The following is a 16,012-nucleotide window of genomic DNA, read 5'->3' as shown; positions in this document are numbered from 1 at the left end:
CAATGAGAGAGGTCGGGCGGCTAGGATCGCTCGGCTGCCGGAGCCGGCAGCATGGGCGCGACAAGTCTCGAGGCCGCGTTTCGCCCATCAACCTTGAAAGGAGAAATGCATCGTGAGCGATCCTGTGTTGCATGTCACTAACCATTCGACCCGAGACGTCTTCATCGCGGGGGATCCGAACTGGGACGATCAGGAATTGATGGTCGACGGACGGCGAGCGAAAGGCGCGCAGCGTTTGGCCCCCGAGCAATCGGCGACGGTGAGCGTCCAATGGGGGCCGCAGGAGAATGGCGATGAGCATATGATGGGCGTCATCTTCGCGGACGGCCGCCGGTACCATTATGGCCCCGCGGGCGCCTATCAGATGTCGATCGGACAGCACGCGGAAACAGGCTTGCTCGGTGTCAGCGACGAGCACGTGGTCAAGCGTCCCGCGTTTCACTACGCGACGACGAACCAGACGCCCTGGTCGATGGACGTCGAGTTCGTCGATGCCCGTGTGAGCGAGTCGCCGCGTAATCTCGCTTTTTAATTCGCCTAACGCGCATCCCGCTGCATGATCCAATCATGCGCGGGATCGTTCTTGAAATGCCAGACGCGCTGCGGGCCGGCCATGACGTTCAGGTAGTACGAGTCGTACCCATACGGCACGACGACAGGATGATAGCCGCGCGGCACCATCACGACGTCGTGATTCTCGACCGCCATCGATTCGTCGATGTCGCGCAAATCCGTATATACGCGCTGGAAGGCGAATCCTTGCGACGGATCGAGCCGATGGTAATACGTCTCTTCGAGGGCGCTCTCGAGCGGAATGTTGTCGGCGTCGTGCTTATGCGGCGGGTAGCTCGACGAGTGGCCACCCGGCGTGCGCACCTCGACGACGAGCAGCGATTCCGCCGGCTCGGTCTGAGGCAGGATATCGCAGACGTAGCGCGTATTGAGGCTCTTGCCGCGCACAGAGCGCTTCATCTGCGACGGCTCGATGAGGCGCATGCCGTAACGGCCTTCCGCCGGCGCGCTGGCCACGCCGAGCTCGGCGTCGCGTTCCGCGCGCACCGTGGCGCGCACGTTCGGCGGCAGATAGAGGGCATAAGGCGCCGCATCCTCGAACACGCTGTCGCGCGCGCCGAGGCTCGAGAAGCGCTGGCCATCGGCTTCGATCGTGACCGCGCCCGTCAGCACGACGATGCAGACTTCACGCGCGGCTTCGTGCACGTACAGCAGTTCGTCGCGGCCGAGCCGGTAGGCGGCGAACCCGACGTACCGCCATCCCGCCGATTCGGGTGTCACGCGCGCGATGGTCATGCCCTCGCGTTGGGCTTTGACTAGCAGAGTCATGCGTCCTCCTTGATGGCTTCTCGCTGCGCAAGCGGTGCATCGACGAGCGTGCGCAGGGTCCGGTAGCCCTTTTCCGCATACTCGTAGCTTGCGGCAATGACCGGGTCCTGCTCAGCTTCGACCACGAGCCAGCCGCGATAGCCGATCTGCTTCAGCCTGTCGATGACGGCCGCGAAATCGACGGCCCCGTCGCCGGGCACCGTGAACGCGCCGTTGATCACGGCCTCGAGAAAACTCCAGTCGCGATTGCGCGCGAGCTTGACGACAGCCGGGCGCACGTCCTTGCAATGCACGTGGCAGATGCGCGAGGCATGGGCATCGAGCGTCGCCAGCGGATCGCCGCCCGCGAACGTGATATGGCCGGTGTCGAGCAGCAGGCCCACGGCTTCGCTCGTGCGCCGCATCAGTTGATCGACGTCGGCCGGCGTTTCGACATAGGCGCCCATGTGGTGATGATAGGCGACGCGCACGCCCTGCGAGAGCGTGTAACGCGCGAACTTGTCGACGCGCTCCGCGTACCTTTCCCATTGCGCCTCGTTGAAGAACCTGGGGCGCTGAAAAAGCGGTACGGGCGAGCCCTGGATCGTGCCCGAAACTTCGCCGTAGACCATGACGGTCGCTCCGTTTTTCGCGAGCAACTCGAGATGCGGGCCCACGGCTTCGATTTCTTCCTCGGCGCTGCGCTCGGCGAGCCGGCCCGAGTACCAGCCCGAGACGAGCGCGAGATCGTACTGGGCAAGCAGCGTTTTGAGCGCCTGCGGTTCGCGCGGGAACTTGTTGCCGAGCTCGAAACCGGCATAGCCGATCTGACGCCCCTCGGTCAAAGCGACCTCGGGCGGCGTTTCGCCACCGAGCGACGGCAGATCGTCGTTCATCCACGACAGCGGGTTGATGCCGATGCGGACTTCGAAGGCGGTCATGCTCAATCCTTTAATCAATGACGTGATGTTGCGTAAGGTGTCATGGCGGCGGCTCGGTGCCTTTCGTCAGCCTCGCTTGCGCTCTGCCACCTTCGTTTCGTAAGCCGCACGCGCATCGCGCACCTGTTCGCGCGTCGATACGGCAGGAACGGCGACTTCCCACCACCAGCCCCCGTCCTCGGTCGCGCGGGCGGGATCGGTATCGATGACGAGCACGCTCGTCCGGTCCGATGCACGCGCACGATGAAGCGCGGCCTCGAGCTCGGTGACGTTCGCGACGTGCTCGGCGTTGGCCCCGAGCGAGCGCGCGTGCGCGGCGAAGTCGATATCGGGCGCGCCGAGCGGGCCTTGCAGACAATCGTCGAGCAGGTTGTTGAAGGGCGCGCCGCCGCAAGCCTGCTGCAGCCGGTTGATGCAGCCGTAGCCGCGGTTGTCGAGCACGACGATGATCAGCTTCGCGCCGAGCATGACCGATGTGGCGATCTCGCTATTCATCATCAGATAGCTGCCGTCGCCGACGACTACGACGACCTCGCGCTCGGGCCGCGCGAGCTTGGCGCCCAAGCCGCCCGCGATCTCGTAGCCCATGCACGAGTAGCCGTATTCGACGTGGTAGGCCCCGGGGCGGCCCGCGCGCCAGAGCTTGTGGAGCTCGGCGGGCAGCGTGCCCGCCGCGCAGACGACGATGTCGTTCTCGGGCGAGCGTGCCGCCGAGCGCTGGATTGCGCCGATCACGTCGGCGTCATAAGGCAGGTTGCCCGGTTGCGGCTCCGCATGGGTGCGGCGTCGCACCGTCTCGCGCCAATCGATCGCGAGCGTGCGCGCCCGCTCGGCCCACGCATCGCTCGCGGTCCAATCGGCAAGACAGGCGCTCAGCGCATCGAGCGCGGCGCACGCGTCAGCCACGACGGGAAGCGCGCGATGCTTGATACCGTCGAACAGGTTCGCGTTGACGCAAACGACATCGGCGTGCGCAAACAGCGTATTCGAGCCCGTCGTGAAATCCTGCAACCGCGTACCGATCGCGAGCACGCAATCGGCGTCATGCGCGAGCGCGTTCGCCGCGCTCGAGCCCGTCACGCCGACCGCACCGACGTTGAGCGGATGATCCCACGGGAGCGCACCTTTGCCGGCCTGCGTTTCGCCGACCGGCACACCGTGGCGCTCGGCGAACTCGCGCAGCGCTCGCGTGGCGCCTTCGCTATAGAGGACGCCGCCGCCCGCGACGATCATGGGGCGCGAGGCGCGCGCGAGGCGCTCGACGGCGACATCGAGCTCGACCGGGCTCGGCGCGGGAGCCGCGAAATGGGCGACGCGTGTTTCGAAGAACTCGACGGGATAGTCGAACGCCATCGTCTGGACGTCCTGCGGCATGGCGAGCGTGACAGGGCCGCACAGCGCGGCATCGGTCAGCACGCGCAGCGCGCGCGGCAGCGCCGTCAAGAGTTGCGCCGGGTGGACGATACGATCGAAATAGCGCGAGACAGGCTTCAGCGTATCGTTCGCCGAAATGCCGCCGTCCTGAAAGTCCTCGACTTGCTGCAGGACCGGATCCGGCGCGCGCGAGACGAAGATGTCGCCCGGCAGCAGCAGGACCGGCAGGCGGTTCACGTGCGCGAGCGCCGCGGCTGTCACGAGATTGGTCGCGCCCGGGCCGATCGAAGTCGTCACGGCCATCATGCGCCGCCTGAAATGCGCCTTTGCGTACGCGATCGCAGCGTGCGCCATCGCCTGCTCGTTGTGCGCGCGCAGGGTCGGCAGCACTTCGCGATGTTGATAGAGCGCCTCGCCGAGGCCGGCAACGTTGCCATGGCCGAAGATCGCGAACACGCCGCCGAAGAGGGAGACCGTCTCTGAGGCGCCGCTGCAGTCGCCGAGCGCGACGCGCTGCGCGGCGAGATAGCGGACGAGCGCCTGCGCCGCCGTCAGGCGGACCGTGGTGCCCGCCGCCGCCACGCTTGTGGTGCCCTCCCTCACGGAGATGGCTGGACCGTTCATGCTGCCTCCTTGCGGGCGCTGGCGGAGTGCGGCGGCGTGCCCGCGCGCGCCGCGCGCCATGCGCCTATCAGCGTTTCGAACGTGCCGCGCACGCTGGCGACGACCTCTTTGTCGTCGATCTCGCCGGCAAGCCACGCGCGGCTCGGCTCATGAAAAATCGTACGGCCGACGGTGAAGCCCTTGCAGGTCGTCGATGCGGCCGCTGCCCGGAAGCCCTCGCTCAACTGATCGACAGCGGCGGACAGCCCAAGCAGCACCACACCGCGACAATACGGATCGCGTTCCGCAATCAGCGCATCGATCGCTTTCCACTGCTGAGACTCCATCGGCGCGAGCTTCCACCATTCCGGCTGGATACCGAGGTTATAGAGCCGCTTCAGCGCGCGATAGACGGTGTCCGGCGCATCGGGCAACGAGGGCCGCTTCGGCGGGATGACCTCGAGCAGGAGTTCGTGGCCGCTTGCCTGGACGGTGTCGTAAAGCGCGCGCAGCTGCGCTTCCTGCTCGAGCCGTTCCTCGAGCGGGTGATCGGGGTGATAGTGAACGAGGCACTTGACGACATGATCGCGCGGCCAGCTGGCAAGCGTCGTGCCGATCGAACGGCCGTGATCGAAGACGAGCGGCATCGAGCCCGGCAACTCGACGGGTCTGCCGATCCACCATCCGCGGCCCGTGGCGGCATTGAGCGCGTCCTGGCCGTAGCGATCGTCGATGAGGACGCCGATGCGGCCTTCGAGACCCAGCGAGCGTTCGGTTTCGCCGACGGCTTCCACGAAGAGTTGCTTCAGCCGCGAAATCCGGTCTTCGCTCGCGCCCGTTTGTTGCGCGAGCTCGAAGAACTGATTGCGATGATCGAATGCGAACCCGAGCACTTCGTCCCAAACACGGCGCTTCACGCTCACGCGATGCAGGCGCGCGAGCGTTGCATCGCGATCAGGCCTGCGCATCTTGAGCGGATCGCGCTCGGCCGCCGCGCGGAAGTAATCGAGCTCGGCCGGTGTCGGCATGGCCGGCGCGCAGCCATGCCGCGAGACGACGAGCGCGCCGCAGATGTTGGCGGTATGCGCGCAACGCTCGAGCGGCGCGTCACGCAGCCACTCGGAAAGAAACCCGGACGCGAACGCATCGCCGGCGCCGAGCACGTTGAGCACTTCCACTTCGACGCCGCGATAGGTCGGTGCGTCGTCGATGGAGGCGGGCACCCTGCCGTCGATGATCGTGCAGCCCAGCGGCCCGCGCTTGACGACGAGCGTTGCGCTCGTCACCGCGCGCACCATCGCCAGCGCATCGATGAGTTCGTGCTTGCCGCCCGCGATGCGAAACTCTTCCTCGGTACCGATCACGAGATCGAAGAGCGGCAAGATGCCCTGCAGGTGCGCGGTCACGCTTTCGCTCGCGACGAAGCGCGTTTCGCCGTCGGCCTTTCCGGTCAGGCCCCAGAGCACGGGGCGATAGTCGATGTCGAGCACCGTGCGCACCTGATTGCGGCGCGCGTATTCCAGTGCCCGGCGGCTTGCGCGGTTCACGCGCTCGGTGGAGAAGTGCGTGCCTGTGATCAAGAGCGCCTTGCTCGAGGCGATGAACGCTTCGTCGAAGTCGCTTTCGTCGATCGCCATATCGGCGCAATTCTCGCGATAGAAGATGAGCGGGAACGTATCGCGGTCCTTGATGCCGAGCAGGACGAGGGCGGTCAGGCGGTCCGGATCGATGCGTGTATGGCTCACGTCGCAGCCTTCTTGCGTGAGCGTTTCGGTGAGGAAGCGGCCCATGTGATCGTTGCCGACGCGCGCGAGCATCGCCGAGGCGAGCCCCAGGCGCGCGCAGCCGAACGCGATGTTCGCCGAGGAGCCGCCCAGGTACTTCGCGAAGCTCGAGACGTCTTCGAGGCGCGCGCCGATCTGCTCTGCGTAGAGATCGACGGCGAGCCGCCCTAGGCAGATGATGTCGCGCGTCCGGTTGGGCGCGAAGCGGCTCGCGTTGGGGGTCGCACCGGCAGGGGAGTCGTGGGAAGCAGCCATGGAAAGTCCTGAGTAAGCGGTATGCTTTTATCGCGCCGAAGCGTCAAATCGTGGCGCCGTCGAGCTCGGCGATCATCTTTTGCATCTCGGCGCCGCCGGCCATCATGTCGAGCACGGCGTCCTTGCTGATCGTTTCCTTCGTGAACGTGCCCATCGAGCGTCCGCGGTTGAGCAGCGTGAACGAGTCGCCGATCGGGTAGGCGTGATGGACGTTGTGCGTGATGAAGATGACCGAGATGCCGCGCTCGCGCGCCTTATGAATCAGCTTCAGCACATTGAAGCTTTGCTTGACGCCGAGCGCGGCCGTCGGCTCGTCGAGGATCAGCACGCGTGCGCCGAAATGGATCGCGCGCGCGATCGCGAGGCATTGACGCTCGCCGCCCGACATCGTGCCGATCGGCTGGTTCGCGTCGCGCACGTGAATGCCCATTTCGGCCAGCTTGTCGCGCGCCGTCGTCGCGGCCGTCTCGATGTCCATGACGTTGACGAGGCCGAAGCGCTTCTTTTGCGGCTCGCGGCCCATGAAGAAGTTGCGCGCGACCGACAGCAGCGGCACCAGCGCGAGGTCCTGATAAACGGTGGCGATGCCGCGATCGAGCGCGTCTTTGGGCGACGCGAAATGCACGGGCTCGCCGTCGACGAGGTAGGCGCCTTCGCTCGGCTGATGGACGCCGGCGAGCGTCTTGATCAGTGTCGATTTGCCCGCGCCGTTGTCCCCGAGCAGGCAATGCACTTCACCGCGGCGCAGCCGCAGCGTCACATCTTTCAATGCAATCACGTTGCCGAAATAGCGGCTGACGCTCTCGAGGGCGAGGATGTAGTCGGCTTGTTCAGGCACGGCTTCGACCGACGTCTTCACCTCTTTCGCGGATTCTGTGTTCGGTACGGTGGTGGTCATGATGTTCTCCGTTACGTTCGACGTTCAACGTTCGGCGTTTAGCGCGAGGCCGCCACGCGGCTGCGGACGTAGTGATTGAAGAGCACGGCGAAGAGCAGCATGATGCCGAGGAAGACGCGGAACCAGTCCGAGTCGATGTTCGTGTAGCTGATGCCGATCTGCACGACGCCGAAGATCAGCGCGCCGAAGGACGCGCCGACGACGGAGCCATAGCCGCCCGTGAGCAGCGTGCCGCCGATGACGGCCGCGATGATCGCCTCGAACTCCTTTTGCAGTCCGCGGTCCGCGGCGGCCGAGCCGATGTCGCAAACTTGCAGAACGGCGAACAGGCACGAGCAGAATGCGGTCAGCACGAAGAGGCGGATCTTGACGCTCTTGACGGGCACACCGACGTTCTTCGCGGCATTCGCATCGCCGCCCACCGCGAAGATCCAGTTGCCGAAGCGGGTCTTGGCGAGCGTGAAGGCGCCGATCGCGGCGAGCGCGAACCACCAGACGATGACCTTCGGCACGCCCGGCACGAGCGGCTGGCCGTTGTCGAGCAGCTTGACGAGACCGATGTGGCCGAGCCACGTGAAAAAGCCGTGAAAGGCGACGCCTTGGAACAGCGCATGGGCGAGGGCGCTCTTCGCGGCCACGTCGCCGACACCCGAAATGATCGTGCGGTCGGCGAACATGACCGAGAGGGCGAGCGTGAGTCCGCGCAGAATGAAAAGGAACGCGAGCGTCACGATGAACGAGGGCAGTCTCGTGCGCATGACGAGGTAGCCGTTCAGCGCGCCGAGCGCCATCGACCCGGCGAACGCGAAGAGAATCGCGAGCTCGATCGGCCAGTGAAAATACATCGTCGGCAGCGCGACCATCATTCCCGCGAAGCCGATCATCGAGCCGATCGATAGATCGAACTCGCCCGCGATCATGAGCAGGCACGCGCCGACGGCGAGGATGCCGAGATAGGCCGCGACCTGCGACCAGTTCATGATCCCGTCGAGGTTGAACATGCCCGAATCGCCCGCGCCGATCGCGAAGACGATGAAGACCATGACCGTGCCGGCGAGCGCCGCGAACTCGGGTCGGCCGAGCAGGTGCTTGAACCACGATTCGCGGCGCAAGCGCTCGTCGGCGGCGGTTGGGACGGCAGGCACGCTGCCCGCCGGGGGGCTCGACTGCTCGGGCTTGCTCACGTTGCCGTGGTGGAAGTGGTCGACGACGCCCATCGAATGTCTCCTAAGCGCGCGGCGAACCGGAAGAGGCGCTCCCCGGCCGCCCGGTCCTCGCCGCGCTAAAGCTGGTTCAAAGTTGAAACTACGCCTGGCGGGCAAGCATGGCTGCCTGCTTGCTGCTTCAGCGGTACTGGCCGGCGAATTTGACGACTTTGTCGATGTTGTCCTTCGTGATGAAGCCGGGGCCCGAGCGGATCGTCGTCGGGTCATAGACGGGCTGGAGCCCATACTCCGCAAGGCGCTTCTTGAATTTCTCGTTGCCTTGCAGAATCTTTTCGATCTTGGCCGGGTCCGTCACGTGGTCCTTCTTCACGATCGCGAGGACGGCGACGGGGATATAGCCTTGCAGGTACGGCTGCTGGTCGATCGCGAACTGGATCGTGCCATCCTGAATGCCCTTCGCGATGTCATCCGAGAAGTCGAACGTCGCGAACCAGATCTTGCCGGCCTTGCCCATGTTCTTGAGCGCCTTGATCGTCGGCTCCGCCGAATTCGGCCCGAGCGCCAGGACGCCGCCCGTGTCCGGGTGGTTGCGCAGATAGGCTTCGACCTTCGTCTGGATGCCCGTCGGGTCCGTGCCCGCATCGAGGGTCGAGCTCTTGAAGTCGACGCCGAGTGCCTCCGCAAAGCCGCGGCAACGCTCGAACGATGCCGGGTTCGTCGCGTAGTGGTTGACGCAGAGGAACGACTTCACGCCGGCCGCCTTCGCCTTCTCTCCGGCCGCATGACCGGCAGCATATTCGGGCTGGCCGATGTGCATGATGGCGCCGAGCTCCTTGCTCTGCTTCTCGGTGCCCGAGTTGATCGTCACGAGCGGGATGTGCTTGTCCGTCACCTTCTTGATCGCGCTTTTCAGCACGTCGTAATCGGCGATCGTCACGATCACGCCGTCATAGTTGCGCGCGGCGGCTTGCTCAATCAGTCGCGACATATCCGAAAGATCGCCGTTCGGCGGGTTCCGGTAATCGGTCTGAACATTGAAGTCCTCGTCGGCCTGCTTGATCGCATTCTTGATCGTGTTCCACCACGAATCGGAATCGGGCGCGTGGCTGATCAGGACGAAGTGCGCGTCGGCAGCTTGCGCGGCCGGTGCGGCGAACGGGCCGAATGCGAGTGCGAGCCCCGAAACGAGCGTTGCGGCGAGCGTCTTCAGCGCGGCCTTGCGGTTGCCAAGTCTCATTTGTCTCCACCTGTTGGAAGTTATGTTGTCTCGAACGGCACGGTGAAACGGTAGGTGAGCCGTTCACGGAAAGAGTAGGCGAACTTCCGGCGAATTGCAAAGAAAATTTCATCGCTGAAAGAAATGGAAAATCCATTCCATTTCGTCGTGCCGTTGCCTATAATCGGCATCAATCGCTTCTCGCATGAGCGGCTTGCCGCGCGGTCCGAAGCGCATCGCGCGGCGAGCGCGACCGTAAACGCAATGGCGGGAACGATGGCGGCATATCAGCTCGAACGCCCAGGCGCGAGCGGACTGGCAGGGAACGACGAGGAAGGGAAGCCATGCAGGAAGACAGCACCGACGAGTTACCGAGCGTCGACGAACTGATGCAGCGTGTCGCCGATTCCTACGAGTCGCTGCCGCGTCAGTTGAAGAGCGTCGCCTCGTATCTGGAGCAGCATCGCTCGAGCGTGATGGTGGACCGCACGAGCGACATCGCGGCGAGTTGCGGCGTGCACCCGTCCGCCGTCGTGCGGTTTGCGCAGCGCTTCGGCTTCTCCGGCTTCTCGGACCTGCAGGCCGTCTTCAAGCAGGCATATACGGGGCAGAGCCCATCGGGGCAGACCTATAAGCAGCGCATCCGCAAGCTCATCGACGACAAGCCGGGACGCCTTTCAGGTCGCGCCGTCGCGCGCGAGTTCATCGTCGCGTGCAAGAACGGCCTCGACGAACTCGATTCATCGCTCGACGACGAGCTGTTCGACCAAGCCGTGACGATGCTCGAGCAAGCCGAAAACATCTATGTGGTCGGCGTGCGGCGCTCGTTCGCGGTGGCGAGCTACATCGCCTACGCACTCCAGCACACGGCCAAGCGCGTGCATCTCGTCTCGGGCTTCGGCGGCATGTATCGCGAGCAGATCCGCAGCGTGAAAAAGGGCGACGTCGTCATCGCCATCAGCTTTGAACCTTATGGCCGCGAGACGCAGTTCTGCGTGCGTCTCGCCCATCATCACCAGGCGCAGACGCTCGTCATCACGGACAGCCGCCTGTCGCCGCTCGTGCGCTACGCAAGCGCGCCGCTGTTCGTGAAGGAAGGCAGCGCGTTTGCGTTTCGCGCGCTGACGAGCACGATTTGCCTGTGCCAGGCGCTCTTTATCGCATTGGCGTACAGGCTCGAACTCAAAGTTGAAGAGTCCAAGGACACCGGAGGATACGATGACTGAGAAGGGACACGGCGCGATGGACGTCGTGGTGTTCGGCGCCGGCCGCATCGGCCGCATTCATGCAGGCAATCTCGCGCGGCAGCCCGGCGTGCGGCTCAAGTACGTCGTCGACGTCAACCGCGAAGCGGCCGAAGCGCTGGCTCGCGAGCACGGCGCCGAAGCGGTCGAGGCCGACGTTGCGCTCGCCGACCGCGCGGTTGGCGCGAGCGTCATTTGCTCGAGCACCGATACGCATGCCGATCTCATCGAGCGTTCCGCGACCGTCGGCAAGCACGTTTTCTGCGAAAAGCCCGCCGACCTGACCGTGGCGCGCGCCCAAGCGTGTGCGCAGGCTGTCGAGCGCGCCGGAGTGGTCTGCATGATCGGCTTTCAGCGCCGTTTCGATCCAACCTTCGCGGCCGTCAAGGCCCGGCTCGATGCAGGTGAAATCGGCACGCCTGAGATGCTCGTCGTCACGAGCCGCGATCCGGGCGCGCCGCCCGTCGAATACATCAAGCGCTCGGGCGGCATTTTCAAGGACATGCTGATTCACGACTTCGACATTTTCCGTTGGATTCTCGACGACGAAGCCGAGACCATCCATGCGACGGGTAGTTGTCTGACGGATCCGTCCATTGCGGAGGCCGGAGACGTCGACTCGACGGCGGTCACGATCCGCACGAAGCGCGGACGCCTCTGCCAGATCAATACGACGCGCCGCGCCGCCTATGGTTACGACCAGCGGTTCGAGGTACTCGGCAGCGCCGGAATGCTGCAGGCCGGGAACGTGCGGCCCACCGAGGTGACGGCGTATTCGGCGAAGGCGGTCTCCACCGATGTACCCGAGCCCTTCTTCCTGGAGCGTTATCGCGCGGCCTATGCGCACGAGATCGCGCACTTCTTCGAGGCGGTGACGCGCGGCACGCCCGTGCGGACGACGATCGCCGATGGCGTCAAGGCGCTCGAGCTTGCCGAAGCGGCGACGCGTTCGTGGCGCGAAGGACGCGCCTTGCGAATCGGCGAAGGGGCTTGAGATCCATCGCGCCGGAAGGCGAGAGACAAGACGAGGAGTGAGACGATGACGACGTCAGCCAAGCGCGCGCCCGTGCGAATCGGCGTGGTGGGGCTCGGCCGCCTGGGCAAGCGGCATGCGATGAATATTGCGTACCGTGTGCCGGGCGCGGTGCTCGCCGCGGCATGCAGTCCGGTCGACGAGGAGCGCACATGGGCGCGCGAGGCACTGCCGGAGCCGCGCATTTATGAGGAGTACGAAGCGTTGCTGGCCGATCGCGACATCGATGCGGTCTGGCTCGTCACACCGTCGTCTCTCCATGCGGAGCAGATCGTGGCGGCTTTGCGCGCGGGCAAGCATGTGTTCTGCGAGAAGCCGCTTTCGCTCGACGTCGCCGAATGCGAACGTGTGCTTGCCGTCGCGCGCGAATATCCGCATTTGCAGGCGACGATCGGTTTCATGCGCCGTTTCGATCCGAGCTATGTCGATGCCTACGAGAAGATGGCCGCCGGCGCGATCGGGCGGCCGTTCATGATCCGCTCGCAAACGACGGACAAGAACGATCCGGAAGGATTCTTCGTCCGTTTCGCGCCGACTTCGGGCGGCATCTTTCTCGACTGCACCGTTCATGACATCGACGTGGCGCGCTGGTTCTTCGGCAATGCGCGCGCCACGCGCGTCTATGCAACCGGGACGATCGCTTTGCACGAGGGACTGCGCGAGTGTGGCGATGTCGATAATGGCGTCGCGGTGGTCGAGTTCGAGGGCGGGCGGCTCGCCGTGTTCTATGCGTCACGGACGATGGCGCACGGCAACGATACGCACAGTGAGGTGATCGGTACGGCGGGGGCGCTGGCGATCGGCCATTATCCGCGGGCGAACCGCGTCGATATCTACGATGCCGACGGGATCAGGAACGAGTGCACACCGACGTTCTTCGAGCGCTTCGAGGAGGCGTTCCTGCGCGAGGCGCAGGCGTTCGTGGAATCGGTCCGGCAGCGCCGGCAGAAGGCACAAGTGCAGGCAGGCGGCGCGAATCTCCCTCACGACGATGCGCAAATTGGCGCGACGCTGGCCGACGCGCTCGAGGCGACCCGTATCGGCCGCGCGCTGCGCGAGGCGCTGGCTAGCGGTCAGCCGATCGCACTCTAGTCATTCCAGTTAATTCGTCTTAGACGCGCGCAGGGCTGCACACGTCGTTCTGCGACTCGCGTAGTTTCGGAACTCGTACCTTTACGGGTTTTTGTAACTACGGTAACATCATAAATGTCGAGTTTGACGAACGAAAGAGCGAGGCCAACCGGCGCAAGCATGGTGTTCCACTGTCGCTCGCTGAGGTCATCGATTGCTCGGCAGTTTGGTCTAGACCAGACTGCCGACGCGATTATGGCGAACTGCGGGAGGTTGGCTACTACCCGATCGATGGCCGGGTGCACTGCATCGTGTTCACTCAGCGAGGCTGCACATTTCGGGTAATCAGCCTACGCAGAGCCAGCAACAGGGAGATTGATCGCTATGAGCACGCAACGCAAGCTAATTCGTAACACCCCAGAAGAAGACGCTGCGATCTTGCGCGGCATCGCAGAAGACCCGGACACGTACATCCCATCCGACGAGGAATTCGCTCAAATGAAGCCGCGCGGCGGACGGCCTAAGCTCGCCAACCCGAAGGTCTCCGTGACGATCCGATATGACGCGGACATCATCGAGCGCTTTCGCGCGAGCGGTGAAGGTTGGCAAACGCGGATGAACGACGCACTGCATGATTGGCTCCGGACGCATCGCCTGCGCCCCTCGGAGGGTTGATCTGAGCTGTTCCGTGAGCGGCCGGCCAGCTGTGCCGGCGCGGTGCACGTGCCTGCGGTAAAATTAACGGTTCGTTCTTACCGCGCCAACCGTCAGTTTTCGGTGCAGCGGCAAGTCTCTCCTCGAAGGTCGATCGCCGATGGAAATTCACAAGGAAGTCGATGCGCGCGGACTCAACTGCCCGCTGCCGATTCTGCGCGCCAAAAAAGCGCTCGCCGACATGCAAAGCGGCCAAATCCTGAAGGTGCTCGCTACCGATCCGGGCTCTCAGCGCGACTTTGCGGCGTTTGCCAAGCAAACGGGCAACGAAATTGTCGAGAGCTCGACTACGTCCGACAAGACGTTCGTCTTTCTCATGCGTCGTCGCTGACCGCGGCCAGGCACCCCTTCGGCCCGCGCGGATGCTCCGGTAGCGACCGACGTCCGCGCGGCTTCCAGTCGATTTCCCAAACCAAGCTCGGCCCAGGTCGGAGCGCCCTTTCCGGGGCTCCCTCATTCGAATCGTCCGGGAAATTCCCTTCGCGCGGATACGGTCCCGTTAAAGCTGGCGTTGCACCGGCCGTTAACGGGCTTTGGGCGCCGTCTGCCGAGATGCACCCGCTTACGCGGTGCCGCGGGTGATCCGCGATCGGTGCGCACGACCGGTGCGCACGACCGGTGCTCACGACCGGCGCCCGGCATCACGCCGTGGCGCACGATCCATCAAGATCAAGGAAACGACCAATGAAGAAGTGGATGGGTGCCGTTGCCGCTGGGGTGGTGGCGTTGGCAAGCGCGTCGGTTGCGCACGCGCAGGTGACGCAGGAAATTTATGGGCAGGTCGGCACCGAGGGCGTGGGTATCGGCTACGGCCATGTGCTGAGCTCGATGTTCAACGCCCGCGCGGAGTTCAACGGCTTCGCACTCTCGCACAGCTTCAATGCAGGCGATCTGCACTACGATGCGACGCTCACTCTCTATCACGCCGGACTTTATGCCGACTTCTTTCCGGCCCCGAGCGTGGTACCGTTCCGGCTCACCGCGGGCGTGCTGATCGGCGGCGATAACGTCGACGCGACGGCACAGGCCATGTCGGGCACCTATACGATCAACGGGCAGACCGTTTCGGCGCAAGGCCAGCAGATTCATGCGAAGGCGACCTTTCCGACGCTGCGGCCTTACATCGGCCTAGGCTTCGGGCATTCGCCGCGTGCGACGAGAGGGTGGGGAATGTTCTTCGATGCGGGTATCGCCTATGGCAAGCCGCATGTGGACTTCGATGTGCCCGCCACGATCGCGACGGCGGCGGGACAGGCGAACGTCGATGCGGAAGAGCAGGACCTGCGCAACAAGGTCCAGCGGTACCACATTTATCCGATCGTGAAGGTCGGCGTGACCTATCGATTCTAAGCGCGCGCCGTTCGTCTTTCGCTCGAGCGTTCAGTGATGCGAGTCACGCTCGAGCGCCCCGGCGGGCACGCTGCCCCCCGGGGCTCTCGACGTCAGCTATCCATTACGGGCGCACGCGTGCGCAGGTAGTTCGCGAAATCTTCCGAGACTTCGGGGTGGCGCAACGCGAACTCGACCGTCGCTTTCAGGTAGCCGAGCTTGCTGCCGCAATCGAAACGCGTGCCGTGATACTTATAAGCCAGCACTTGCTCATCGGAGAGCAGCGACTGGATCGCGTCGGTCAGCTGAAGCTCGCCGCCCGCGCCGGGCTTGATCGAGCGCAGATGCTCGAAGATGCGCGGCTTAAGCACATAGCGGCCTACCACGCCGAGGTTCGACGGCGCCACGTCGGGCGCCGGCTTCTCGACGATGCCCGACATCTTGATGATGGCGTCTTCCCATTCCTTACCATCGACGATGCCGTACGACTTCGTTTCCTGCGGCGGGATCTCTTCGACACCGATGACGGAGCTGTGGTAGTGATCGAAAACGTCGACCATCTGCTTCATGACGCTCGGCACGGCATAGAGCAAGTCGTCGGCGAGTATCACGGCGAACGGATTGTCGCCGACGAGCTTCTCGGCGCAGAGCACCGCGTGACCGAGCCCAAGCGCTTCGGGCTGGCGCACATAGAAACAGTCAACGTGGCTCGGCTTGATGCTGCGCACGAGTTCGAGCAGCCGCTCCTTGCCGCGCGCCTCGAGCTCGGCCTCGATCTCATAGGACTTGTCGAAGTGATCCTCGATTGCCCGCTTGCTGCGTCCCGTCACGAAAATCATTTCGGTGATGCCGGCCGACATCGCCTCCTCGACGGCGTACTGGATCAGCGGCTTGTCGACGATCGGCAGCATCTCCTTGGGACTCGCCTTGGTGGCGGGAAGAAACCGTGTGCCGAGACCGGCCACGGGGAAGACTGCCTTGGTCACTTTTAGCATGGCATTACCCTGGTTTGTCGATTGCTCAGTCGTGTCGAATGCTCGGTTGGAATATATGACTCTTCTACC

Annotated in this window: 16 protein-coding genes; 8 read left to right on the top strand and 8 right to left on the bottom strand. The window is 64.3% G+C overall.

Translation table 11 applies throughout. The annotated features are described in order from the left end of the window. Positions 1–112 precede the first annotated feature (112 nt). Positions 113–532 (top strand): hypothetical protein, encoded by a 420-nt coding sequence (locus tag B0G57_RS02255; protein ID WP_018438959.1) that lies wholly within the window; start codon positions 113–115, stop codon positions 530–532. 5 nt (positions 533–537) lie between these two features. On the opposite strand, the gene iolB is transcribed toward B0G57_RS02255, so the two are convergent. The 7 genes from iolB to B0G57_RS02220 all read right to left on the bottom strand — a co-directional run bounded on the left by iolB (position 538) and on the right by B0G57_RS02220 (position 9,578). After that, a complete protein-coding gene (iolB, locus tag B0G57_RS02250; RefSeq protein WP_018438958.1) occupies positions 538–1,341 on the bottom strand; it encodes a 5-deoxy-glucuronate isomerase in 804 nt (267 codons plus the stop codon). Continuing rightward, a complete protein-coding gene (gene iolE, locus B0G57_RS02245) occupies positions 1,338–2,261 on the bottom strand; it encodes a myo-inosose-2 dehydratase (protein WP_018438957.1) in 924 nt (307 codons plus the stop codon). Before iolE ends, iolB begins: the two co-directional genes overlap by 4 nt. A 66-nt stretch (positions 2,262–2,327) precedes the next feature. Continuing rightward, the gene (iolD, locus tag B0G57_RS02240) at positions 2,328–4,259 is read right to left on the bottom strand and encodes a 3D-(3,5/4)-trihydroxycyclohexane-1,2-dione acylhydrolase (decyclizing) (protein WP_051089964.1); all 1,932 of its coding nucleotides are present in this window, start codon (positions 4,257–4,259) and stop codon (positions 2,328–2,330) included. Continuing rightward, positions 4,256–6,277: a bifunctional 5-dehydro-2-deoxygluconokinase/5-dehydro-2-deoxyphosphogluconate aldolase gene (locus B0G57_RS02235; protein WP_018438955.1), complete on the bottom strand. Its 2,022-nt coding sequence runs from the start codon at positions 6,275–6,277 to the stop codon at positions 4,256–4,258. The genes iolD and B0G57_RS02235 overlap by 4 nt, the downstream gene beginning before the upstream one ends. A 43-nt stretch (positions 6,278–6,320) precedes the next feature. Continuing rightward, complete coding sequence (locus B0G57_RS02230; protein ID WP_018438954.1) at positions 6,321–7,175, bottom strand: ATP-binding cassette domain-containing protein; 855 nt, start codon at positions 7,173–7,175, stop codon at positions 6,321–6,323. A gap of 38 nt (positions 7,176–7,213) precedes the next feature. Beyond that, positions 7,214–8,392: an ABC transporter permease gene (locus B0G57_RS02225; RefSeq protein ID WP_018438953.1), complete on the bottom strand. Its 1,179-nt coding sequence runs from the start codon at positions 8,390–8,392 to the stop codon at positions 7,214–7,216. A 127-nt stretch (positions 8,393–8,519) separates the two neighbouring features. Then, positions 8,520–9,578, bottom strand: coding sequence for a sugar ABC transporter substrate-binding protein (locus B0G57_RS02220; protein ID WP_018438952.1), 1,059 nt, complete (start codon positions 9,576–9,578; stop codon positions 8,520–8,522). Positions 9,579–9,901: 323 nt separating this feature from the next. On the opposite strand from B0G57_RS02220, the gene B0G57_RS02215 reads away from it, so the two are divergent. The 7 genes from B0G57_RS02215 (at position 9,902) to B0G57_RS02185 (ending at position 14,969) form a co-directional block, all read left to right on the top strand. Continuing rightward, positions 9,902–10,783: a MurR/RpiR family transcriptional regulator gene (locus B0G57_RS02215; protein WP_018438950.1), complete on the top strand. Its 882-nt coding sequence runs from the start codon at positions 9,902–9,904 to the stop codon at positions 10,781–10,783. Beyond that, positions 10,776–11,795 carry an inositol 2-dehydrogenase gene (gene iolG / locus B0G57_RS02210; RefSeq protein ID WP_026229348.1) on the top strand — a complete coding sequence of 340 codons (1,020 nt, stop codon included), beginning with the start codon at positions 10,776–10,778 and terminating at the stop codon, positions 11,793–11,795. Before B0G57_RS02215 ends, iolG begins: the two co-directional genes overlap by 8 nt. A 45-nt stretch (positions 11,796–11,840) precedes the next feature. Then, on the top strand, positions 11,841–12,926 hold the full coding sequence (locus tag B0G57_RS02205) for a Gfo/Idh/MocA family oxidoreductase (protein ID WP_018438948.1): 1,086 nt from the start codon (positions 11,841–11,843) through the stop codon (positions 12,924–12,926). Between the two features lie 35 nt (positions 12,927–12,961). Continuing rightward, a complete protein-coding gene (locus tag B0G57_RS02200; RefSeq protein WP_324603236.1) occupies positions 12,962–13,318 on the top strand; it encodes a BrnT family toxin in 357 nt (118 codons plus the stop codon). Then, positions 13,290–13,580 carry a BrnA antitoxin family protein gene (locus B0G57_RS02195; protein ID WP_018438947.1) on the top strand — a complete coding sequence of 97 codons (291 nt, stop codon included), beginning with the start codon at positions 13,290–13,292 and terminating at the stop codon, positions 13,578–13,580. Before B0G57_RS02200 ends, B0G57_RS02195 begins: the two co-directional genes overlap by 29 nt. A gap of 139 nt (positions 13,581–13,719) precedes the next feature. After that, positions 13,720–13,950: a sulfurtransferase TusA family protein gene (locus B0G57_RS02190; protein ID WP_018438946.1), complete on the top strand. Its 231-nt coding sequence runs from the start codon at positions 13,720–13,722 to the stop codon at positions 13,948–13,950. 353 nt (positions 13,951–14,303) lie between these two features. Continuing rightward, positions 14,304–14,969 (top strand): hypothetical protein, encoded by a 666-nt coding sequence (locus B0G57_RS02185; RefSeq protein ID WP_018438945.1) that lies wholly within the window; start codon positions 14,304–14,306, stop codon positions 14,967–14,969. A gap of 92 nt (positions 14,970–15,061) precedes the next feature. Here B0G57_RS02185 and galU read toward each other — a convergent pair whose 3' ends face one another. Then, complete coding sequence (gene galU, locus B0G57_RS02180; RefSeq protein WP_018438944.1) at positions 15,062–15,943, bottom strand: UTP--glucose-1-phosphate uridylyltransferase GalU; 882 nt, start codon at positions 15,941–15,943, stop codon at positions 15,062–15,064. Between the last annotated feature and the right edge of the window lie 69 nt (positions 15,944–16,012).

Source organism: Trinickia symbiotica, assembly GCF_002934455.1.
Classification (GTDB): Bacteria; Pseudomonadota; Gammaproteobacteria; order Burkholderiales; family Burkholderiaceae; genus Trinickia; species Trinickia symbiotica.
This window is presented reverse-complemented; position numbering and strand designations above follow the sequence as displayed.